20 protein-coding genes and 2 pseudogenes are annotated in these 22471 nt (G+C 60.3%); 11 read left to right on the top strand and 11 right to left on the bottom strand.

Annotated features, from left to right (window positions below; genetic code table 11):
• Positions 1-73 precede the first annotated feature (73 nt).
• Positions 74-790: pseudogene (locus tag ABVQ20_RS38885) on the top strand (LLM class flavin-dependent oxidoreductase); the annotation flags it as partial.
• Between the two features lie 19 nt (positions 791-809).
• Here the strand turns inward: ABVQ20_RS38885 and ltrA are convergent.
• Positions 810-2183 (bottom strand): group II intron reverse transcriptase/maturase, encoded by a 1374-nt coding sequence (ltrA, locus tag ABVQ20_RS38880; protein ID WP_354465085.1) that lies wholly within the window; start codon positions 2181-2183, stop codon positions 810-812.
• A 588-nt stretch (positions 2184-2771) separates the two neighbouring features.
• Between ltrA and ABVQ20_RS40665 the strand changes: the two genes are divergently transcribed.
• Positions 2772-3317 (top strand): hypothetical protein, encoded by a 546-nt coding sequence (locus ABVQ20_RS40665; RefSeq protein ID WP_435528510.1) that lies wholly within the window; start codon positions 2772-2774, stop codon positions 3315-3317.
• Positions 3318-3631: 314 nt separating this feature from the next.
• On the opposite strand, the gene ABVQ20_RS38870 is transcribed toward ABVQ20_RS40665, so the two are convergent.
• From ABVQ20_RS38870 to ABVQ20_RS38860, 3 genes are all read right to left on the bottom strand, one after another.
• On the bottom strand, positions 3632-3877 hold the full coding sequence (locus ABVQ20_RS38870) for a cyclic GMP-AMP synthase DncV-like nucleotidyltransferase (RefSeq protein WP_435528509.1): 246 nt from the start codon (positions 3875-3877) through the stop codon (positions 3632-3634).
• A gap of 709 nt (positions 3878-4586) precedes the next feature.
• Positions 4587-5510 (bottom strand): nucleotidyl transferase AbiEii/AbiGii toxin family protein, encoded by a 924-nt coding sequence (locus tag ABVQ20_RS38865; RefSeq protein WP_354465083.1) that lies wholly within the window; start codon positions 5508-5510, stop codon positions 4587-4589.
• Positions 5468-6328: a type IV toxin-antitoxin system AbiEi family antitoxin domain-containing protein gene (locus ABVQ20_RS38860; RefSeq protein WP_354465082.1), complete on the bottom strand. Its 861-nt coding sequence runs from the start codon at positions 6326-6328 to the stop codon at positions 5468-5470. Before ABVQ20_RS38860 ends, ABVQ20_RS38865 begins: the two co-directional genes overlap by 43 nt.
• 547 nt (positions 6329-6875) lie before the next feature.
• Here ABVQ20_RS38860 and ABVQ20_RS38855 point away from each other — a divergent pair.
• Genes ABVQ20_RS38855 through ABVQ20_RS38840 form a run of 4 tightly spaced genes read left to right on the top strand, consistent with a single transcriptional unit; the run spans position 6876 to position 10109 of the window.
• A complete protein-coding gene (locus ABVQ20_RS38855; RefSeq protein ID WP_354465081.1) occupies positions 6876-7163 on the top strand; it encodes a gamma-butyrobetaine hydroxylase-like domain-containing protein in 288 nt (95 codons plus the stop codon).
• A gap of 5 nt (positions 7164-7168) precedes the next feature.
• Positions 7169-8905, top strand: coding sequence for a fumarate reductase/succinate dehydrogenase flavoprotein subunit (locus ABVQ20_RS38850; protein WP_354465080.1), 1737 nt, complete (start codon positions 7169-7171; stop codon positions 8903-8905).
• Between the two features lie 12 nt (positions 8906-8917).
• Positions 8918-9151 (top strand): 4Fe-4S dicluster domain-containing protein, encoded by a 234-nt coding sequence (locus ABVQ20_RS38845; RefSeq protein WP_320302892.1) that lies wholly within the window; start codon positions 8918-8920, stop codon positions 9149-9151.
• A gap of 1 nt (position 9152) precedes the next feature.
• Positions 9153-10109 (top strand): HEAT repeat domain-containing protein, encoded by a 957-nt coding sequence (locus tag ABVQ20_RS38840; RefSeq protein WP_354465079.1) that lies wholly within the window; start codon positions 9153-9155, stop codon positions 10107-10109.
• Between the two features lie 40 nt (positions 10110-10149).
• On the opposite strand, the gene ABVQ20_RS38835 is transcribed toward ABVQ20_RS38840, so the two are convergent.
• The gene (locus tag ABVQ20_RS38835; RefSeq protein WP_354465078.1) at positions 10150-10953 is read right to left on the bottom strand and encodes a Crp/Fnr family transcriptional regulator; all 804 of its coding nucleotides are present in this window, start codon (positions 10951-10953) and stop codon (positions 10150-10152) included.
• A 358-nt stretch (positions 10954-11311) separates the two neighbouring features.
• Between ABVQ20_RS38835 and ABVQ20_RS38830 the strand changes: the two genes are divergently transcribed.
• From ABVQ20_RS38830 to ABVQ20_RS38820, 3 genes are read left to right on the top strand one after another with little or no spacing between them, the layout of a single operon-like run.
• Positions 11312-12724 carry an ABC transporter substrate-binding protein gene (locus tag ABVQ20_RS38830; RefSeq protein WP_354465077.1) on the top strand — a complete coding sequence of 471 codons (1413 nt, stop codon included), beginning with the start codon at positions 11312-11314 and terminating at the stop codon, positions 12722-12724.
• An 8-nt stretch (positions 12725-12732) separates the two neighbouring features.
• Complete coding sequence (locus ABVQ20_RS38825) at positions 12733-13518, top strand: ABC transporter permease (RefSeq protein WP_354465076.1); 786 nt, start codon at positions 12733-12735, stop codon at positions 13516-13518.
• Positions 13515-14342 carry an ABC transporter ATP-binding protein gene (locus tag ABVQ20_RS38820; RefSeq protein WP_354465075.1) on the top strand — a complete coding sequence of 276 codons (828 nt, stop codon included), beginning with the start codon at positions 13515-13517 and terminating at the stop codon, positions 14340-14342. Before ABVQ20_RS38825 ends, ABVQ20_RS38820 begins: the two co-directional genes overlap by 4 nt.
• Positions 14343-14751: 409 nt before the next feature.
• Here the strand turns inward: ABVQ20_RS38820 and ABVQ20_RS38815 are convergent, their stop codons facing one another.
• The 4 genes from ABVQ20_RS38815 to ABVQ20_RS38800 form a co-directional block, all read right to left on the bottom strand.
• A complete protein-coding gene (locus ABVQ20_RS38815) occupies positions 14752-15795 on the bottom strand; it encodes a sulfate/molybdate ABC transporter ATP-binding protein (RefSeq protein WP_354465074.1) in 1044 nt (347 codons plus the stop codon).
• Between the two features lie 68 nt (positions 15796-15863).
• Complete coding sequence (gene cysW, locus ABVQ20_RS38810) at positions 15864-16748, bottom strand: sulfate ABC transporter permease subunit CysW (protein WP_354465073.1); 885 nt, start codon at positions 16746-16748, stop codon at positions 15864-15866.
• A complete protein-coding gene (cysT, locus tag ABVQ20_RS38805) occupies positions 16741-17592 on the bottom strand; it encodes a sulfate ABC transporter permease subunit CysT (protein WP_354465072.1) in 852 nt (283 codons plus the stop codon). The genes cysW and cysT overlap by 8 nt, the downstream gene beginning before the upstream one ends.
• Positions 17593-17665: 73 nt before the next feature.
• A complete protein-coding gene (locus ABVQ20_RS38800) occupies positions 17666-18694 on the bottom strand; it encodes a sulfate ABC transporter substrate-binding protein (protein ID WP_354465071.1) in 1029 nt (342 codons plus the stop codon).
• A gap of 342 nt (positions 18695-19036) precedes the next feature.
• On the opposite strand from ABVQ20_RS38800, the gene ABVQ20_RS38795 reads away from it, so the two are divergent.
• Together ABVQ20_RS38795 and glyA are read left to right on the top strand one after the other, a co-directional pair.
• Positions 19037-19498 (top strand): phasin, encoded by a 462-nt coding sequence (locus tag ABVQ20_RS38795; RefSeq protein WP_354465070.1) that lies wholly within the window; start codon positions 19037-19039, stop codon positions 19496-19498.
• A gap of 118 nt (positions 19499-19616) precedes the next feature.
• A pseudogene (gene glyA / locus ABVQ20_RS38790) lies at positions 19617-19832 on the top strand (serine hydroxymethyltransferase); the annotation flags it as partial.
• 60 nt (positions 19833-19892) lie between these two features.
• On the opposite strand, the gene ABVQ20_RS38785 reads toward glyA, so the two are convergent.
• A complete protein-coding gene (locus tag ABVQ20_RS38785) occupies positions 19893-20810 on the bottom strand; it encodes an arginine deiminase-related protein (protein ID WP_354465095.1) in 918 nt (305 codons plus the stop codon).
• A gap of 424 nt (positions 20811-21234) precedes the next feature.
• Positions 21235-22452, bottom strand: coding sequence for an arginine deiminase (locus tag ABVQ20_RS38780; RefSeq protein WP_354465069.1), 1218 nt, complete (start codon positions 22450-22452; stop codon positions 21235-21237).
• Between the last annotated feature and the right edge of the window lie 19 nt (positions 22453-22471).

Below are 22471 nucleotides of genomic sequence, written 5' to 3'. Positions count from 1 at the left end.
AGTTCAATGTCGCCCTATTGACCTATTACGGACACAAATTCTAGTATGGCTCAATGGTAATTTTGTTTCAAAAATCCCGACGGCACCGAGAAGCCGGCCCCAATTCGCCCTAGGTGATCACGGGCGGTCATTCGCAAGCCGCTATGCCGAGGCGATATTTACGGCACATCAGACACTCGGCAACGCGCAGGAATTTTATGCCGACATCAAAGCGCGCGTGAAGTCGGTTGGCCGCAACCCTGACCACGTCAAGGTCTTGCCCGGCATCAGTCCCTTCATCGGTTCCACCGAGGCTGAAGCCCGCGCACTGCATGACGAATTCAATGAGCTGACGCAGCCGGAATATTCTCTCGATCAGCTACGCCGCATCGTCGACGCCGACCTTTCCAGCTACGACCTGGACGGGCCATTTCCGCGAGAGCTTATCAGCGTCGAGGGCGAGCGCGGTGCGAGCAGCCGCTTCCACGTCGTACTCGACATCATCGAGCGCGAGAATCCAACCATCCGCCAGTTGCTCCACCGCCTCGCCGGGGCACGCGGACATTGGGTCCAGGCCGGGACGCCTGAACAGATTGCCGACAACATCCAGGAATGGTTCGACAACGGTGCCGCGGACGGCTTCAATGTCATGCCGCCCTATCTGCAGGGCGGGTTCGACGTATTCGCCGAGGAGGTGGTGCCGATCTTGCGCAGGCGCGGACTTTTCCGGCACGACTATGACGGGGCAACGCTGCGGGACCATTTCGGTCTGCCGCCCCCGCAAGGGTTGTCGAATCCCTTCAGGATTTAATGCTCGCTGCGAAAGTAGCTCAGGCGGTCGCCTTTTGCGGTTGGCTGAACGAACTGTCAGGGCCTATGGAAAGTGCCGGACTTTGACTAAGCCGCCAGACACCGTGCGGGCTACCGGCGGCTTTCGCCGCCAGCTCCTTTCTGATGCCACCGCGACGCAATTCCGCAAAGCGGGTCGTTCCGTACTTCCACTGCTTCCAGACGATGGCGCGGAGCCGTCGCCTGATCCACCTGTCCAGCGACCGCAGTTCCGTTGGAGTCTCGCAGAATCCGAAGTACCCACGCCATCCGATGAGATAACGCGATAGCCTCGGGATGACCTGCGCGAGGCTTCTCCCACCTGTCCGTGACGTGAGTTCTCGAACCCGCTGCTTGAACCTGGCGAGTGCCTGCGGCGCAATGCACCGCCGGAACCGGCCGAGGCTTAGAAAGCTGAAGCCGAGGAACTTCCGTTCAGTCGGAGGAGCGACAGCGCTCTTTGCCGTGTTCACCCTTAGCTTGAGACGCCGTTCGAGGAACCGGGTGACGCTGGCCATGACCCGTTCGCCTGCACGAGGACTGCGGACATAAATGTTGCAATCATCGGCGTATCTTGCGAACCGGTGGCCGCGCCGTTCCAGTTCCTTGTCGAGCACATCGAGCATCAGGTTTGAAAGCAGCGGCGAGAGCGGACCCCCTTGCGGGACTCCCTCATCCATCGGATCGACCATCCCGCCCACGAGTACACCTGCCGTCAGATAACGGCGGATGAGCCGGAGCAGAGATCGGTCCTGCACCCGTTTGGCCACCAGACCCATCAGGATGTCGTGGTTCACCCGATCGAAGAATTTCTCCAAATCGAGATCGACGACGGTGTGGCATCCGTCAGCGATGAACTGCTGAGCGGCGGCCACGGCCTGATGCGCCGAGCGTCCGGGCCGGAACCCATAGCTCGATGGCGAGAAGGTCGGATCCCAATCCTCTTGCAGTACTTGCATCACCGCCTGCTGGAGGAAGCGGTCGAGCACCGACGGAATGCCGAGGCCGCGAGTGCCTCCCGATGCCTTCGGAATGTCGACGCGCCGCACCGGCTGCGGCTGGTAAGTGCCGTTGAGAAGTTGAACCCGGATCTCGGGCCAGTGGTCTTTCGGGTGGGCAGTCAGATCGTCGACGGTCATGCCGTCGACGCCGGGCGCGCCCTTGTTGCGTCTGACTTGGGCCAGCGCCTTCTTCAGATTGTCGCGGGCGACAATCCTCTCCATCATCGGCCCAACCAGGGCCGCTGGGCTTTCGGGGACAGGTGCCGCCGACAGGACTTCGGTTCCTCCGGCGGAAGTGCTCAGGGCTTCACCCTTCGCCTCTCCGCCAAAAGCCAACTCGAGTTGGTGTTTCTGCCGCTTGGTCTGTCGAGACAACTGCTCTACCCACCCTCTCTAACGTTCGGGCCTTCGGTCTTGCGACCTACTATGCCGTCTGCTGACTTCTCCGCCACGATCACAGGCCTTGCGACCCGCTCAGTCCGGCGGAGATCTCCCGAGGTAAGTTCGACCGCCTTCCCCGCACACCTGCCGGATTTACCGCCGCGGTCTTTGATGACCCTGGACTTTGCAGCCTTTCGCCTGCTCGTCCGGCCGAGGCGGCCTCTTATCCGGTTCTTGTTCATCAGGTCGCGGTTTTGCTCCACGCTTCCTTCGGACCCCGCCTCGCGGCGACCCTTTGCGCTTTGCTAACCCTTCGCCGTCATCAGACTGGGTAGAGGACTTACACCTCCAAGCTGTCGAACATGCTCGGCACACGAAAAAAACCGGGCTCGAATACGGCCCGGCGAAAGGAGGGTCAAAGCCTCAAGAGGGAACACTGTCCAATGGCTTGGGAGGCCCACAAGACAAGCCTCTTTTGGCTCTGTTCTCATTAGGTTGCGACGAAGACAATTCCAAATACCGTCTGCGAACAGGAAGTTTCTTGTCACATTCCGGGTTTACGGAGTCGGGCAGGATGTCGGAGTGCAGTCGGCGGACCGCATCGCGCCGGATGATCCTCTTGACATGCTCCCCAGGACGTTTCGGGATCAGCGAGGGCGCAACGACATCACAGCGGTGGCAGAGCTCGACAATCTTGCGGTAGAGCCAATGGCTGGTCGGCCCGGCTTGGTAGCAGAAATGCAGGCGCTGATCTTTGCGCTCCAGCTTACGCACAAATCGCTCTACGGCAGTCGGCGTCGCCTCACTGCGAACCGTCGGCGGGAAGTCCGGCTAGTTGTAGATGGCTTTGCACAATCGCCGAACGTCGACGATCCTTCCATCGATCGCGGCTGGCGCTCCAGTCTTCTGTTTCAGATAGTCCGCAGCCGACGGATGCGTGTCGATGATCCACTCGACCTCCAGCCTGTTTTCAAGCCGTGGAATGCGATCCGCCTGCGGTATTCCGCCGGTTGTCGGCGACACGCAACCCGCGTTATAAGCCAGCAGGGTGTTGCTGATGTTTGGACGGATTCTGCCTTTTTTCCTGGGGCTGGCGTTGCTTGCCGGCAGTGGCTGTTCGCGCAGTGATGACGGCACAGTTATCATTCCCAGACCACTCGATGGCAGAAGGTTCTTCGACCGAGGGCCGCCACGCGCGCAGCGGCCACAATTCGAAGCAACCGTCTTTCCTGTTGCGCCTCAAACGAAGGAAAGACCGCAGTCCCGCAGAGCTACGCCGAGATCGCCGAGACGGCATGCATCGACGGTTTACAATTCGCCGTCATCGTCTTCGGCAACAAACAGCCCGCTTGTCTGCAGAAACGTCAGCAAACCCGGACAACGTTATCGCGTGGTCTGCGAGTAGCTCACGAAACCGCCCGCAGCCGCTGCTCGTCGCCAACTCATAGTGAATCTTGTCGCAAGTTCCGGCGCGCCCCCTTGAACTTGCGGTCGTCGACGGCATCGCGCACCATCTGCCGGGCTTGAAGCGACGTCATCTCCGCATAGCGCTTGCCGACGAGATCTTCCTTGGCAAAATAGACGCCATCGTCGATGTCGTAGTCGTTGTCAGGATCGCGCGACATCGTCTTCATGGCATAGCTGCCCTGTTTGACGAATTCGAGCGGAGCAGGTTTGTCCGCTTTCACCAGTCCATTGGCAGCCTGCTATAGCGGTAGACCGAGAAGCCCGTGCCTCATCGTACCGTAATCGGAGAAAATCATCTGCGCGGCCCCTGGAAGTTCGAACTGCTTCCCGTCCGACGCATAGGAGTTGGCCGCGGTTTCCCTTCAGATACGGAAGGCGTTCGAGATGAGATCGTTGATTCCGGCGCGTTGTCGGCACGACCGGACGTGACGTGCCACCGCTCGCTGCTGATTGGTGCGGCTAAAACGAAGGGGCGTGAGGCTGCTGACGTGGGCCGGCAAAGACTTCAGAGCTCAAATGTTTGCAGTTGAGCATATGCGCGTCAGCCCGCGGGTCCGGAGGCGAAGTCTGGTGTAACCAGCCAGATGACGAACTCATCAAGCGGATTGCACGGTGGATATAGGCGTTTCAGCGAATAGGTGCGCGCTGCTTGTCAGTCTCTATCGTTCGCCACCGTAAGACCGCCGTCATGAAAGCACTCGGGCGTCACATTAGGCAGGCGTTCGCACGATCGGACGTTCGGTACTTGCCATCGAGTCGCCCTTGACCATCACTGGATTTCAGCCACCTTGATCTTCTCAGTCGCACAAATTCCGCGTCTTCACCTCTTTGGCCACGACGATCAGATCGTAGAAGAACCGGCTGCGAGGATTTTGACATCGCCTTCGCAGAGGTTTCTCGAGAAATGCGACCGAGCCATGTCGGTGTGGTTCACTCGCCATTTTGGCCAAGCGCCCGTTCGAGATTTTCGTAGGCGCGCCGATGCCTTTCCACGGACATGCGTTCGAGGTTGTGCAGCTTCCAACGCACGGCAGGCAAATTCTCCACGCCCTTGATACCGAGCAGGCTCCAGTCCGGCCGGCGTTCCTTGAAGGACAGGAGGAATTTGCGCTGATCGTCGGTCAGCGCCTTGTTGATGTCGGCGATCAGGCGTTCGCGGACGGCGAGCAGTTCGTCGAGGCTGACGTCGATCTGTGACATGCGCACGAATTCACCCTCGTAGATGCCGGCAATGTCCTTGCGGGTAGGTCGTAGCAGCTCGGCCATCGTCCGGTTGTGGCTGATGAGGTAGACCAGAAAGGTCTTCGCCAAGTCCGCTGTAAGGCCTTCATTGTCGAAGAGGAGTTTGACATCGAAGAGGTCGCGGGGGTGCTGCCGGTCGAGGGCGGCGCAGATTTTTCCGGCGTAGAGGTCAGGGATCGATAGAAGCTGCATTTCAACGTAGCCGAATTGCTCTTCAACCGCAGGCGATACCTCACGGAGCTCCTCCGGGAACACGGATCCGCGCAGGACGGGTGAGAGCTCGATCTTGATGCGGTCGCCACCCTGCGAGACGAAGAGGCGGAGCGCGTCTGCCTGATTTTCGAAGGAGCGAATGACCTCGGTGCCGGGCATCACAGCGATGATAGCATCCCCGATGCGCGTGAGCGCGTCGGCGACGTTCCTCAACGCCGTGTCGCGATCGTCCATCGGCAGATAAACAAGGTCTATGTCGACGGAGAGGCGCGGCAAATCGCGGATGAAAAGGTTGATTGCGGTGCCGCCCTTAAGGGCGAACGACTTTTCCGCCGCCACAATCGGAAGGATGCGAGTCAGGAGGCGGACTTGTCTATAGTACGGGCTGGCGGTGTCCACAGCTCCTCCGGAACGGTTATGCGGTATTTTGGATCGAGTCTGCCGCCTCTGACTAGCACTCTGTTGCCGCTACCAAGGCCAAGCTCGTCGAACGTTTCAGGGTCGGGCAACTTCTTAAACCACGGGTAGGCCTGGCGCTCGGCCATCCAGTAGAACAGCCGGCGCACTTTGACGCTGGTGCATTTGCGGAGGAGCTGCTCCATGCGTCGCGGCGAGAGCGTGGTCATCCCCTGCAACAATTGATTGGCGTGCTCGAATGAGATCGCATCAGGGACATCCATCAGCACTTCCAGATAGGCCCGTTCGGGCGATGACATCGTAAAGGGCCAGGCGGCGGGACGCTGCCCGGGCACGTCGATATCTATGAGCGCACGTTCTTGCGTGTCGTATTCCCGGTTGACGAGGCCGGTGGCGCCAAGGGAGCCAAGGCGGTTGTGGCGGGCAAACTGGAAGCCAGGCAGTGTTGCCGATAGCCAGGCCGGCAGTGGATCTTTGCCATAGAGATGGATGGTGCGCTGACGGGATAGCGGCAGGTAGTGGGCAAAACCGGCAAGCTCGAGGGCCGTCAGCCCGCCCACGCTAAGGTCGCGCCGGAAGATATTCTGCAAGGAGCTGACGACGCCCTGCCAGGTGAGGTGTGTACCGGGTCGCACATAGACGCCCGGGGCGAGCGCCAGAAGTTGTTTGCTTTTGAGCAGGTTGTCGACCGCATGGCGGTCGAGATCGGGAGTCTGCTTCGAGAGCCATTGCTTCGTGACCGGGAACCCTTCCGGGACCAGGGCTAACAGCAATTGGCGTCGGTCGGCGTTCACTGGCATGGTGTCAGAATTCGCTCCATGCGGCGATGATCGCCGCATTCTAATATTCCTATAAACTAACACATTATCCTCTACCTACGATTACAATAATGCAAATCTGCGGCGATCATCGCCGCAAGCAAAGATACCTATAAACCACTCGCGCGTCAGCGGTGGCCATGTGGGAGAACAGCTAGACGTGGGCTCCCCCTCTACTCGCCCGGCGATTCCGCCATCACCTTCACGATCAATGTCCACCTCGGCGTCGGGCTCAAGCCAAACCTCGGCAGCGGCCTCCACCTCGTCGACGAAATTGATGCGAACGCTTTTCCCTCATCCGGCTAGGCCAGCATCCACTGGTAAGTCCTGCTGTGATCGATCTCGAAGCCCCGTTCGAGAAACATCCTCTCCCAGCCTCGAGGGCTGAGCCATTGAAACGCCGCCAGTCGCTAAGACTTCGGCACCCGGAAACAAGGACGCCCTTTCTTGGCTGCGCAGCAGCAGGCAATTTATTGCGTGTCGAACCGGCACTGGTTCCTACAATGGCGTCGAATGATCAGGAAACGCCATGATACCTTCGGAAATCAGGATCAACGCCGAACGCCGATCCCTGGCCATCACATGGGATGACGGCAGTCTCTCCCTCTTACCTGCTTCTCGGTTGCGCGCACTCAGCCGAGCGGCTCAGCATATCCGGTCGTCCATCGATGGCAGGGAGCACCCATTCCACGACGTGACCGTCACGGGCGCCAAGGCCGTCGGCTCTTACGCCGTGCGCCTGGTTTTCTCGGATGGCCACGACCGCGGCATCTACCCGTGGCGCTATCTGCGCGAAATCGCCGACACACAGGCTTGAAGGCGATGGACAACTTTGTCGAAGGACTGGCGGAAGTCGCTTGCGATGTTCTGGTCATTGGCGGCGGCACGGCTGGTCCGATGGCCGCGTTGAAAGCCAAGCAGCGCAATCCCGACTTGAAGGTCGTGCTGCTCGAAAAAGCGAATGTGAAGCGCTCGGGCGCGATCTCGATGGGCATGGACGGGCTGAACAACGCTGTTGTGCCTGGCTACGCCACCCCTGAGCAGTACACAAAGGAGATCACGATCGCCAACGACGGTATCGTCGACCAGGCCCCCGTCTTCAAATATGCCTCGCGCTGCTACGAAATCATCCAGGAACTCGATCGCTTCGGCATACGATTCCAGAAGAACGCCAACGGCGATTTCGATCTGAAGAAAGTTCATCACCTCGGTACCTACGTCCTGCCGATGCCGAATGGCGACACGGTGAAGAAGGCACTTTACCGCCAGCTCAGGCGCGAACGGATTCTGATCTCCAATCGCTATATGGCGACACGCCTGTTGACCGCGAAGAACGGCCGGATCGCGGGGGCGATCGCGGTGAACACGCGCTCGGCCGAGTTTCTCGTGCTTCGCGCCAAGACCGTGATCCTCTGCATGGGTGCCGCCGGCCGGCTTGGCTTGCCCCATTCGGGCTACCTGTTCGGGACCTACGAGAACCCCACCAATTCCGGTGACGGATATGCAATGGCCTATCACGCCGGGGCCGCGCTCGCCAATCTCGAATGTTACCAGATCAACCCGCTGATCAAGGATTTTAACGGCCCGGCCTGCGCCTATGTGGCGGGTCCGTACGGGGCGTACACAGCCAACAACGAAGGCAGGCGTTTCATCGAGAGCGACTATTGGTCCGGTCAGATGATGCAGGAGTTCTACAATGAGCTACAGTCGGGAAAGGGGCCGGTCTTCCTCAAGCTGAACCATCTGCATCCTGACACGGTCGGCGAAATCGAGCAGATCCTGCACAAGGTAGAGCGCCCGTCGCGAGGCAGGTTCCATCAGGCCCGAGGAACCGACTATCGCGAAAAGATGATCGAGATGCACATCTCGGAAATAGGATTCTGTTCAGGCCACAGCGCGTCGGGCGTCTTCGTCGATGAACATGCCCGGACGACCGTACCTGGGCTCTACGCGGCGGGCGACATGGCCAGCGTCCCGCATAACTACATGCTTGGCGCATTCACCAATGGCGCGATTGCGGGCGAGCACGCCGCCGAAATTGCACTTGAGAGTGACCTGCCGGCCTTCGACAGCGATGTGGTCAGGCTGGAGCGAGAACGCGTGCTCGCGCCGACGCGGCGCGATGACGGCATTCCGCCCAATCAACTGGAGTATAAGGCTCGACGCCTCGTCAACGACTATCTGCAGCCGCCGAAGATAACGGCCAAGATGCAGATCGGGCAGGCCAGGCTTGCCGAGGTGCGGGACGATCTCGATACGGCACTCGTCGCCCGAAACGCCCACGAACTGATGCGATCGCTCGAAGTGTCTTCCATTCTCGATTGCGCGGACATGGCGGCCCACGCATCGCTCTATCGCGCGGAGAGCCGCTGGGGTCTCTACCATAATCGCGTCGACCATCCGGGGAAGGATGACGCCAACTGGTTCTGCCACACGCTTGTGCGCAAGATCGACGGTGGAATGGTTTCCGAGAAGCGCGCCGTCCAACCCTACATCGTTCCTGTCGAGGACGAAGAGCGGACGGCCTACGACCGCCTGCGCGTTTCCACGACCGCTTGATCAGGAGACCAAATGCCACTCGCGCTTTCGCCCACCGCCGTTCCCGTCGTCGTAGACGACGCCAAATGCATTGCCGACAAGGGCTGCACCGTCTGTGTCGATGTTTGCCCGCTGGATGTGCTGCGCATCAGCGATCTGACCGGAAAGGCCTACATGAAATTCGACGAATGCTGGTACTGCATGCCGTGCGAAACGGATTGCCCAACCGGAGCGGTCACCGTCAATATCCCCTATCTGTTGCGCTGACATGAGTGCCTTGGAACCCTTTGAAAGCTTCGGTGATATCGACGAAATCGTCGAACGCCTCAACGACGCCGACCGCGGAGTGCGTCGGCTGGCCGTGATTGATCTCGCCGATACGGGACGTCAAGACGTGCTGCCACATCTTCTGGCCGCGGCCGAGGATGAAGAGGCTACCGTTCGATTGCAAGCAGCGCTCGCCTTCGCCGAGTTCGACGCGAGCAAAGCCGCCAGCGGGCTCATCAAATTGGTGATCGACAAGGAAAGCTCGGTGGCGCAGGCGGCGGCCGACGGTCTCGCTGAAATCAAGGATCCGGCGGCAGCGGAGCTGATAGAGCCGCTGCTCAACCATGAGAGCGCTTTCGTTCGCGCCGCTGCTTTTCGAGGCTTGAGGGCGTTGCGGTCTCCGACATCGCTCCGTCCGGCACTTGCGGCAATGTGTGATGAAAATCCCGAGGTGCGTGCTCAGGCGCTTGGCGTTGTCGCCTACCTCAAGCTCGAGGAGACCTTGCCGTCACTGATCGCCGCGACACGTGACCTCGATGCAGGCGTCCGCGCGGTTGCCGCAAGTGCACTCTCCTTTTCCAGCCAGCCCGCAGCCGCGGCCGCGGTGGCGGCTGCGCTCGGCGACGAGAACTGGCAGGTGCGGATGGCGGCCGCGGATTCGCTCGGCCGGATCGGCCAGGCCTCGGCGGTCGATGTGCTGATTGCCGCTCTTGGCGACGAGTATTGGCAGGTCCAACAGAAAAGCCTGAACGCGCTTGGTAAGCTCAAGGCGAACGGGGCAGTTCCGGCAATTTCAAAGTTGCTTCAGAGCGAGATTTCCGCGCTGCGTAAAGAGGCGGCCGCTGCACTCGGCGAGATCGCCGACCCCGCCTCGCGCGACGCGCTGATGGAATACATATCCGATGCCGATCCCGACGTCCGCAAGATGGTGCGCTGGGCCCTGACTCGGCTCGACTAGGACTCGCGGCCCAGCTAGAAACAGCCGGAAAAAAGTGGCGTCACGCGCCGCCCTTCGAAACCATGCTCATCAGCTTGTGCGGGCGCTCGATACGGATATGTCGCGGCGTCACCGTGACCAGTCCCTCCTTCTGGAAGCGTTTCATCATCATCGTTACCCACTGACGTGTCGAGCCGACCATCGCGGCAATCTGGTCATGCGTGACCCTGGCGTTGATGATGACAGCATGTCCGTCGCGCACGCCATGAAGCTCTCCGAGGTTCGTCAAAAACTGTGCCAGGCGCTCGATGCCCGAGCGTGTCCCGAGCATCTGAGCCATGGCTGAATAGCATTTGCCCTTGGCGGCCAGTCCCTGCAGGAGGCAGAGAGCGAAACCTGGCAGTCCCAGTATGAGCCGCTTGAGCGCCGAGGCGGGCAGGAACAGAACCTCGCAGTCGCTCAGCGCTTCGCCGGACCAGATGTGGGTGCCGCCGCCGGTCATTTCCGGGCCGCCGATGAAATGGCCGGCCGTCCAATAGGCGAGCGTGATTTCTCGCCCGGAGGGGGCGGTGTAGAAGACCCGAACCTGACCGCTTGTGATTATGAAAATGCCATCGTGCCGATCGCCCTGGGTGAAGATCGCCTCACCGGTCGAGAAGGCGAGACGCCGCCCATGACTGTTGAGCTTTTCCAATTCGTCCGGCTTCAGAGCGTCGAGAAAATTCGCGCCGTCGTCCAGCCCTTCGACGCTTTCGGTCAAGTAGAGTGCCTGGCCACCGGGGAGGGTCACCTGGCCGGGAAGCTCCGGTCTCGGCTCCAGGCTTCGATCCTTCGCCTCATTCGGTGCGCGCAAAGCCAGGCTCATGGTCGATCCCTCTATTTGTCGGAAAGAAAATTATATAAAATCTATAGACTATAAAGGAAAACCATTGCTCATTTACGCCCTTGCTTGGACGATTGTCTCACTCGCGAGCTCGGGTCGGCTTTCGCGTCGGCTAGGTAAATAGTTGATCTGCAACGGATAAAGCTTGCACGTGCTGCCGGCCGCAATGCTTCTCTGAGGCAGCAGGCGACGGGGCCTGCTTCCGGTCCGCGCAAATAATTGCTTATCCCGCTTGCAGAGCCGCCTCATAAATTCGCGGGACAGCGGTCGGCGATCGCCCGCCAGGTCACGAAACCAAACAGCCGCCGGAACATCCGCGGCAAGACTATGGAACAGGACCATGAACTTGCGCACGCACTTGGCTGCCATCGCACTGGCGGCCACCGGCCTCTTTTCGACTGCCAACGCCGAGACCATCCGCGTGGCGATCGGCACCCAGGACACGACGATCAACACCGCGACCGGCGGGCTTCTCATCCGCGAGTTGAAGCTCCTCGAGAAATATCTGCCGCATGACGGCAAGTACCAGGACGTTACCTACGATGTTCAATGGAAGAATTTTACAAGCGGCGCTCCGATCACCAACGAGCAGATTGCCGGTAAGCTCGACTTCGGCGTGATGGCGGATTTTCCCGGCTCCTTCAACGGCCTCGCTCACCTGAAGGCGGGCAGAAAGAGCCTATTCATCACCGTCCTGTCGGGCAGCGTGAACGGCAGCGGTAACGGGATCGTGGTGCCGGTGGACTCGCCCATCAATTCGCTCTCGCAACTGAAGGGCAAAACGATCTCGGTGCCATTCGCCTCCACCTCGCACGGCATGCTGCTGCGCGCGGTAAGGGCACAGGGATGGGATTCTGAAAGCGATGTCCATATCATTACGCAGGCTCCGGAGGTCGCCGGCGCAGCCCTCAAGGCAAATCAGATCGAAGCGCATGCCGATTTCGTGCCGTTTGCCGAGCTGTTCCCATGGCGCGGCATTGCCCGCAAGATTTACGATGGCTCACAGGCCAAAACGCCGACGTTTCACGGTGCCCTGGTCGACGCGGCCTATGCCGAAAAGTACCCCGAAATCGTCGTTGCCTATCTTCGGGCCGCGATCGAGGCAGACCAGCTGATCAACAAGGAGCCTGAGAAATACAGCGAGCTGATTGGAAAGGTCACCGGTGTCGACGCCGAAGTGGACTATCTGTTCCATGGCCCGCTTGGGCTGCAGACCCGCGATCTCACCTGGAAGCCGGAGTACCGCCAGGCCGTTGCCACCGCCATTGAGACCCTGAAGTCCCTGAAGAAGGCGGACAATTCGCTGGATGTCGACAGCTTTGTCGATGATCGTTTCATTCGTGCCGCGTTCAAGGCATCGGGCCTGGATTACGAAGCCGCACTCAAAGATTATGAGCAACTGCCGCTGAATGCCAAGGACGCTTCCACGGGCGAGCCGATCAACGATCCCAAGCGCGTTGCTGAGATCTGGGTCAGAGGTGAGCCGCTGGTCCGGCATTACGCCTCGCCGGAGAACGCTCTGAAGGCCCTCAAGTCGATAGAAGGCGAAGGCAAGGCAGTACGGGTCTTCTATGCGCAGGACCGCGACAGCGGTATCAAACTTCTGGGCGACCAGGCCTGGTTCGTCCGTGCCGACGGCGGCGAGGTCAGCGCGTTCCTTCTCAAGGAAAACGCGGAGAACTGGGCCAAGGCGCATGGCGGACGCGTGCTGGACTTTGCCAGTGTCAAGGCCTCCATCCTGGCAAGCAATTAGGTCGGCCGATGACCGGCTCCCAAATCGGACGCTGGCTGCGCCGGGCTGTTTCCCTCGCCGTCTGCCTTTTCGTTTGGCAGATGGCGTCCACCCTGAAATTGGACTTCGGCATCCTGACTTTCGCAAACGTGCCTTCGCCGGGCGATGTCACCTCGGCGGCACTCGAGTTCTTTCGTTCGCCCCGCCTCTTTGCCGATGTCTTCAGCAGCCTCGGGCGGGTCTTTGCAGGCTACGGGGCAGCGGCTGTGGTGGGCGTCTCGCTTGGCCTCATGATCGGCAGACTGCGCTTCGCCAGGGACTTCCTTCTGACCCCTCTCGAGCTGTTGCGTCCGATCCCGGCTGTGGCTTGGATCCCGCTCGCGGTGCTGATGTTCCCATCCTCGGAGCTTTCAATGATCTTCATTACTTTCACGGGAGCTCTCTTTCCTATCCTCATCAACACCGTCCATGGCGTCGAGACGGTCGATCCGCGGCTGATCGCATCCGCGCGCAGCCTGGGCAGCACCCGCTCGGCCATGCTCCTGGAGGTGATCATCCCTGGTGCCGCGCCGAGCATCGTCACTGGGCTGGTGATCGGGATGGGCACGTCCTGGTTCTGTCTGATCACCGCCGAAATGATCTCCGGCCAGTTCGGCATCGGCTACTACACCTGGGAATCCTACACGCTGCAGAACTATCCCGAGATCATCGTCGGCATGATCGTCATAGGACTGCTCGGCACGGCGAGCAGTGCTCTGCTGAAGACCGCGGGAGCCGCACTCCTCCCGTGGCACAGCAAGAAAGGCAGATCATGAATGTCCAGGCGCGCAATCTTCGCGCAACAATAGGCCGCGTCGAGGCTGAGCACGTCTCCATAAGGCTTGGCTGCGGCAGCACTGCGATCGACGCCGTTACCGATATGAGTTTCGAAATCCTGCCGGGCGAGTTCGTGTGTCTCTTGGGACCGTCCGGCTGCGGAAAGTCGACCCTGCTCGGCGCCTTGGCCGGACATATCTCGCCGCTCTCTGGCAGGCTCACCCTGGACAGCATGCCGGTGAAAGGCCCTCACCCGGAGCGAGGCATCGTCTTCCAGCATCACACGCTTTTTCCATGGAAGAACGCGCGTGACAACGTCGCGTTCGGACCCAAGATGCGTGGCGTCGGGCGCGCCGAACGCAGGCGCGAAGCCGACAGCATACTCGATCTTGTCGGTCTCAACGGATTTGCCGACCGCTATCCCGGCCAGCTTTCCGGTGGCATGCAGCAGCGCGTCGAGATCGCCCGCGTCCTCATTAATCAACCCACCTTACTGTTAATGGACGAACCCTTCGGAGCGCTGGACGCGCTTACACGACTGAGAATGCAGGAACTGCTGCTCGAGGTTTGGGAGCAGTTCAGAACGACGATCGTCTTCGTCACGCATGATATCGACGAAGCCTTGCTGCTTTCGGATCGAATTATCGTCATGCAGGCTCAGCCAGGTCGCATCCAACAGGAAATCAAAGTGGGTTTCGATAGGCCGAGGACCGCTGACATAACCCTGTCCGGCGAGTTCTTGCGCTTGAAGCAGCATTGCCTGAAGCTGCTTCGTGGCAACAGGCGGGAGGATACGTTGGCGCGACTTTCACCGCTTGGTTGATCGGAGCCGTTTCGCGGCCCCTCCCCTTCGCTGCCGCGCACGCGGCGAAGTGCTGTCACTCTACCGGGCAATGGCGTTGGAAGAAACGACAGCTGGACCACAATAATCACGTTTAGGCTGAAGACTTTTCAGCGAACCCCTAAAAAAGGAAATGGCAGCTCTTTCGGTCTTTACGACGTCGGACACGCTTAGCTGGAAAAATGAGGTCGCTGGCCGTTCCGAACGATCGGCAAACCGCGCAACGAGAGAGCGCACGATAATATGGGAAGCCGGGTCGCGACGAGACATGCGAGGCGGCCCTATCAGGCCTTGCCCGGAAGAAGAATTGCCGAAACAAATGCTTGATAGGATTTTCTTTCGAGCAGATTCAATTCGGGCGGCGTCGCCGACGAGCGACCGGCAATCGTCCTCAGGATGCCGGAAAAAGTTTCCAGCGACGCGGCCGGAACGCCACGCGGCTCTTCTGCGCCGCCGGATGGTCGACCGGCAGTTCGATCTCGACCCGCTGGCGCTCGCCGCCGATCTCGAGCTCCACCCGCCTGGTGCCGGCGACGCGGCGGCTGGCGGCGACGGTGCCGGCAATGCAGCCGCCGCAGCCGTCGAGCAGTTCGACATCGTGCGGGCGGAAGTAGAGCAGCGCTTCGCCAGAAGGCGCCCCTTGCGGCGCGGACACGCCGATCGTGCGGTCGGCGATCCACAATTGTCCGTCCTCGACCTTGACCGGGAGCGAGCTCGATTCACCGATGAAGCTGTAGACAAAGGGCGAGTTCGGCGTGTCGTAGATCTCGTCGGCGGAGCCGACCTGCTCGATGCGGCCCTGGCTCATCACCACGACGCGGTCGGCAAGCTCCAGCGCCTCTTCCTGGTCGTGGGTGACGAAGACGGTGGTGTGACCGGTGCGGTCATGGATCTCGCGCAGCCAGCGGCGAAGTTCCCGGCGCACCTGCGCATCGAGCGCGCCGAACGGCTCGTCGAGCAGCAGCACCTTGGGTTCGATCGCCATGGCGCGGGCGAGCGCGACGCGCTGGCGCTGGCCGCCGGAAAGCTGTGCGGGGTAGCGCTTCTCCAGCCCCGAAAGCTGGACGAGGTCGAGAAGCTCGGAAGCGCGGCGGCGGATTTCCTGCGCTGGCGGCCGCGACAGCCCATGCCGGACCTTGAGGCCGAAGCCGATATTGTCGGCGACCGTCATGTGCCGGAACAGAGCGTAATGCTGGAAGACGAAGCCGACATTGCGCTCCTGGATCGACTTCTGCGAGGCGTCCTCGTCACCGAAGAAGATCTTTCCCCGCGTCGGCCGCTCCAGCCCGGCGATCAGCCTCAGCAGCGTCGTCTTGCCAGAGCCGGACGGGCCTAGCAGGGCGATCAGCTCGCCCGATTTGATGTCGAGCGACACGTCGTGGAGCGCTGGAAACCGCTCGAACTCCTTGCGCACGTTGGCAACGCGAACTTCCATCAACAGTCCCTTTGTAGTGGATGCATGTCGTTATCCCAAACCCGGTTCCCTCTTTGGGGCGACATGCACTAATGCCCGCGCGTAGCGGCGAGTTCGGCGCCGTAGCGCATCTCGAGCAGTGTTTTCAAGACCAGCGTGACGAGCGCCAAGCCCGCAAGCAATGAGGCGACGGCGAAGGCGCCGACCGCATTGTATTCGTTGTAGAGGATTTCGACATGCAACGGCATGGTGTTGGTCAGGCCGCGTATGTGGCCCGACACCACCGACACCGCGCCGAACTCCCCCATGGCGCGGGCATTGCACAAGAGCACGCCATAGAGCAGCCCCCATTTGATGTTGGGCAGCGTCACATACCAGAAGGTCTGCCAGCCATTGGCGCCGAGCGAAAGTGCTGCCTCCTCGTCGCCATTGCCCTGTTCCTGCATCAGCGGGATCAGCTCGCGGGCAACGAAGGGGAAGGTGACGAAGACGGTGGCCAGAACGATGCCCGGCACGGCAAACAGGATGACGATACCATGCGCCTTCAGCCAGGAGCCGAGCAACCCTTGAGCGCCGAACAGAAGCACATAGACCAGGCCTGATATGACCGGCGAAACCGAGAAGGGCAGGTCGATCAGCGTGGTCAGGAAGGCCTTGCCCTTGAATTCGAACTTGGCGATGGCCCAGGCGGCGGAGATGCCGAAGACGACGTTGAGCGGCACCGAGATGGCCGCCACAAGCAGCGTCAGCCGGATCGCCGAGCGGGTGTCGGGATCGCTCAGCGATTGCGTGTAGGCGCCGACCCCTTTTGCCAGCGCCTCGTGAAAGACGACGATCAGCGGCAGGAGCAAACAGACGGCGAGAAAGGTGAAGGCCACGGCCATCGCCACAATACGCACCGGCTGGCTTTCGGTGACAGCCGCCGACAGGCTTTCGTGATGCGGTTCATAGGACTTGATTTCGGGGTCAGCCATAGCGCTTGCGGCTCCATGACTGCGCCAGGTTGACGACCAGCAGCATCAGGAAGGAGAGCGCCAGCATGATCGCCGCGATCGCGGTCGCCGCCGGATAATTGTATTCCTCGAGCCGAATGACGATCAGCAGCGGTGCGATCTCGGATTTGTAGGGCAGGTTGCCGGCGATGAAGATGACCGAGCCGTATTCGCCAACGCCGCGTGCGAAGGCCAGCGAAAAGCCTGTGACGATGGCTGGCGCCAGCCCTGGAAACAGGATGCGGGTGATGATCTGGAAGCGGTTGGCGCCAAGCGTGGCGGCGGCTTCCTCGACTTCCTTGTCGATCTCTTCCATGATCGGCTGCACGGTACGCACGACGAAAGGCAGGCCGATGAAAATCAGCGCGATGACGATGCCGAGCGGCGTATAGGCAACCTTGATGCCGAGCGGCATCAGCAATTTGCCGATCCAGCCGTTCGGCGCGTAGAGCGTGGTCAGCGCGATGCCGGCCACCGCCGTCGGCAGCGCGAAGGGCAGGTCGACCATGGCATCGACGATGCGGCGGCCGGGAAAGCGGTAGCGCACCAGCACCCAGGCGACCAGCGTGCCGAAGACGACGTTGACGGCGGCCGCGATGAAGGCGGTGCCGAAGCTGATTTCGAGTGCATTGAGGGTGCGACGGTCGGTTGCGATGGCCCAGAATTCAGGCCAGCCAAGGGCGGCCGAGCGCCAGACCAGCCCGGATAGCGGAATGAGGATGATGAGGGTGAGGTAGGCAAGCGAGAAGCCGAGCGTCAGTCCGAAGCCCGGAATGACACTCGGCTGTCTAAACCGCCACCCCGCCTGGGCGGGAGCTGTGGTCATGGAATTCTGGTTCGCCCCTCTTAATTCAGACCAGATTGCCGTCGGTGATGCCGCCGCCTTGCAGCGGCGCGCCTCACTTGGCCGGCTTGTAGATCTGGTCGAATATACCACCATCGCCGAAATGATAAGGCTGAGCCTTCTTCCAGCCGCCGAAAAGCGGATCGTCGATGGAGATCAGCTTGATCGCAGGTGTCTTGGGCAGATCCGCCGGCGCCACGAGTTCGGGCTTGGCCGGGCGATAGTGGTTCTTGGCGATGATCGTCTGGCCTTCCTTGGAATAGAGCCAGCCAAGATAGGCTTCGGCCACCTTGCGCGTGCCCTTGGCATCGACATTGGCGTCGACGATCGCCACCGGCGGCTCGGCCAGGATCGATGTCGGGGGATAGACGATCTCGAAATTGTCGGCGCCGAATTCGTTCAGCGCCAGATAGGCATCGTTTTCCCAGGCGATCAGCACGTCGCCGATGCCCTTTTGCGCGAAGGTCACGGTCGAGCCGCGCGCGCCGGTGTCGAGAACCGGGGCGTTGGCGTAGAGCTTGCCGACGAATTCCTTGGTCTTGACCTCGTCGCCGCCATCATTGGCGTTGGCGTAGGCCCAGGCGGCAAGGTAGTTCCAGCGCGCGCCGCCGGAGGTCTTGGGGTTGGGCGTGATCACCTGGGTGCCGTCCTTGACCAGGTCGTTCCAGTCGTGGATGCCCTTGGGATTGCCCTTGCGGACCAGGAAGATGATCGTCGAGGTGTAGGGCGCCGACTTGTTTTCGAATTTGGTGCGCCAGTCGGGATTGATCTTCTTCGACTTCGAGACGATGGCGTTGATGTCGCCTTCGAGCGCCAGCGTCACCACATCGGCGTCGAGGCCGTCGATGACGGCGCGGGCCTGTGCGCCCGATCCGCCATGCGACTGCTGGATGGTGACCGTTTCGCCGGTCTCGGCCTTCCAATGCGCGACGAAGGCTTCGTCATAGGCCTTGTAGAGCTCGCGTGTCGGATCGTAGGACACATTGAGGATTGTGGTGTCGGCAAACGCGAAACCGAGCGTGCCGAACTGGACAGATGTGGCGACCAGCGCGCCGAGCAGTTTCTTGAAATAAGGTTTGGTCATTCCCGCCTCCGTTGAACTGAGGCGAACTCTACCGAATTGATAGAATTTAGATGCATTCAATGTTGCCTTTTTCGGTGCACTGAAGCAAGTTTTCGGCTAAAAGTGGCGTCTTGAGGAAACATTTTCCTCATATGAGCAGGCGCGAATTCTGCGCATCGGCAGCTATGTCCGTTCGAAAGCCCTGAGCCTGCCGGCAGGCTTCACTCGCGACCCCTATTTGCGCAACGCCGGGCGCAGCCCGCTCACGCAAATTCATGTGGGCTTCATAAATCCGTTGCGACGGTTTCGTACATGAAGGCCACGGCTTTGTTTTGAAGCCGCCCCCTGGAAAAGGATGGAAAAATGTCCAAGATCCCCGGCAAGACCGAAACGATCGAGAACGTCGAATTCCCTGCCTTCGACCCATCCAAGGCTACCGAGCAAGTTCACGCTGTTGTCGACCAGGGCCTTGAGCAGTCGAAGCAGGCATTTTCCAAATTGAGTTCGGACGCCGAAACGACACAAAGGGCTTTTCAGTCGACCTTTGAAACGGCGAAGACCACCGGCAACGAGGTGTCCTTGAAGATGCTTGACGCTCTGCGAACCAATGCCGAAGCCGGATTCACGCACCTTGAAGCACTGGTTGCCGTGAAGTCGCCGTCCGAGTTCATCGAACTGCAGACCGCTTTCCTGCGCAAACAGGTCGAAAAGTCCGCCGAGCAGGCAAAGGGGCTCCAGGTTGTGATGATGAGGGCTAGCGAGGACATGTCCAAGCCGATCAGGGATGCCTTTGAGAAGGCTTTGAAGGAACGCAAGGCTGCCTGATTGTTTGAGGCAACCCGAGACCGTCAGTACCTCGTCTATTGAGGACCTGATGCCGGTGCTGTGCAATTGGTCGGGCGGCTTTGTCTGCCCGACCGCATAGAAGTGAGAGTCCTCACGGTTTTCAGGCTCGCCCGCCAATCAGGCTGTCTATCGCGCGCTTTTGAGCCCCGGTGACAAAGTCATGGGCTTGCCCATTCCGGAAGGGGACCATCTGACTCACAGTTGGGCCATCAACTTTTCCGGGACTGATTATCAGTGCGTCCCCCTATGGCTGCACAAAAAGACGGCTAAGCGGGAACGGCCGAAGCTCATTTTGGTCGGCGGAACTGCTTATGCTTGTCTTTGACTACGCATGGGCCTCAGTACATTATTTAGGACCAAGATACAGTAGCAGTTACTGGCGAAGGTCGAAGACGCCAAGTTCGTGCCACATCCATTCGAAACTATATGTGGCCATCGGGTTGGCCCGATCGGGTTGCCTTGAGGACTGGTTTTCGAGATATTTGAGCCACTCGGCGACTTTTTGGCGGCCGGCTGCTGATGTCGCAGCCTGACGTGGCGTCTTGTTGCCGAGCATGCCGACCGGCTGGTCAAGGGTGTCACGATATTGGCGGTCCAGGAACTGATGGACGACCTGCTCGGCGACTTCGGCCGGGATATCGGATGTGGCGCCTGCCTGAATGCGGGCAGGAGGATCAGCCATCATTTGCTCGACGGTGCGGATTTCGGTGAGGGGCGTTCGGACGAGATCACCCAGAGCTTGCCGGATCAGGGCTGCTCCCTTCTGCGCGCGCTCTGCTGAATTAGTCGCCACGTGCAGGAAGCGTCCCTTCATCTCGACATTTCCCAGCACGCGCGAACCGTTATCCATCGTGATATCGAGAGAAAGCGCGCCGCCTTGTCTGCCCTTGCCCACGGGTTTCTCTTCCAGCCAGTTCCAGAATTTTGCGTTTTCCTGCGACATGCCGGGAATGGCGTTCACCTGCAAGGCAATGTCCTTCTGCGCTACCCCCGCTGCCAGCGGAAACCTGACATCGTGGAATACGAGATCGTCCCCCTTCATCGGGTAGATCGCCACGTAACCGCCAGCGTGGGTTGAAAACCAGTTGTTCGGAAACACTGAATCCGGAACGTCGCTGTCCTCGCCTTCGAACAAATGCACCGTTATACCCTGCTCTTGGAGCAGCGCAGCGGCGCGAGTGATCTCCGCATAGGCGAGCGGCGACAGATCACCAGCATCATCATTGGATATTTGAAAGCGGTTGTCGGCCGCAGTCTCATTGTTGACCGTGAAATGATAGGGGCGGACCATAACCACCGCGGAAGGTACCTGAGTGGAGAATTCTGAACGTGCCACCACGGGAAAGACTCCGATCGGGTTAGTGAGCGCGTTGGAGCATGCCGCGGGGCCGCTCATGTAGGTCATCGATCATGTGGAGGCGCTGGCAACATCCTTTCCGGAAAGCTGCTCTGGTACTAGCGTGGCGCCGAAAAGTCCTCGGTTTCGAAGCCGACGCTGTCGAACAGGGGAGTGTCGCATGTCACCGACCTGGTGCCGTGCCAGTCACGACGCTGAGAGTCTATATTGTTTGGTTGTCTGTGGTGCAGGAGCGGATATGCCTGCCGGTTCCACGGCCGCTTCCGCAGACCTACAGGAGACCACATTGAGGCCGAAATCATCGAGATTGCGGACAGTCTTTGCTGTGCCTTGCAGATCGATGTCATGGTGCCTTTGCTCAGATTGGATCGCGCACCAATGGGCAAGTCATGCAGCGTCCGCCGCCACGCCCACGGCTGAGTTCAGCACCGTCGACGGTGATCACTTCCACGCCGGCGCGTCTCAACAGCGTGTTCGTGTATACGTTGCGTTCGTAAGCAATCACAACGCCCGGCTCGACGGCGATCACATTGTTGGCGGCATCCCATTGCTCCCGCTCGGCGGCGAAGCTATCACCACCGGTCTCGACAGTGCGGAGAGCCTTCAATCCCAGCGCCTCGGCCACTACCGATAAGAAGGGTCCAGTCTCCTTGGTGACATCGAGCACACCCTCAGCGTTGCTCGGTCGCAGCGAAAACGTCTGCAGCAACTCAACAACCTGCGGGTAGATCGTCACGAGGTCGCGGTCGCAGAAGGTGAAGATTGTATCAAGATGCACATAGCTGCGTTTCCGCGGCATCAGTGCTGCGATGACGCGGGTCACATCCTTCGTCGTGAACAAGCGGCGCGCCAGAGCCTCGACTGCCTGCGGTGTGGTTCGTTCGCCCATTCCAATCAGCACAACACCGCCGCCGATCGGCATCACATCTCCGCCCTCGAGACTAGAAGCGGGGTCTGTTCCATCGGGCACCAGGTAAGTGAAGCTGGCCTCGCGAAACCGCGGATGGAAGCGGTAGACGGTCTCGACATTCGCAGCTTCCGGCTGTCTTGCGGGCCAATACATAGCGTTGACCGAGACGCCCCCATAGATCCAACAGGAGCTGTCACGTGTGAAAACCTGGTTCGGCAATGGCGGGAGGACGAAATCTTCCGGCTCCATCGTTTGCCCCGTCAGGCTGCGCGGTTTGAACGGCATTTCCGAAGCCAAAATTCCGCTGACCAGATAGGTCGCGAGTTGATCAGGGGAAATCTCGCCGAGCCAGCCCCGCAATTCATCGACCATGTCTTGCCCGACGGCGGAAGAATCAACGCGGCGATCCAGGAGCCAAGGGCGCGCTTCCGGGACGGCAAACGTTGCAGAAAGCAGTTCGTCCAACGGGTGAACCAACACGCGCCAATCGCGCAGGGCCTCCACGAACATATCGTGCTCCTGTCCGGCGCGCTCCACCCAAAGGACGTCGTCGAAGAGAAGGCCTTTGCAGTTCCCCGGCGTGAGGCGGCGGAGGCCAGGGCCCGGCCGGTGCACCGGTACTTCTCGCCGCCGGGCGACCTCGGAATGCACACCTAAGCTCATCATGGGAGTTGCCTTGCCCTCA

This window comes from Mesorhizobium shangrilense, from assembly GCF_040537815.1.
GTDB lineage: Bacteria > Pseudomonadota > Alphaproteobacteria > Rhizobiales > Rhizobiaceae > Mesorhizobium > Mesorhizobium shangrilense.
Note: the sequence above shows the minus strand (reverse complement) of the source record. Positions and strands in the feature narration are given on the sequence as shown.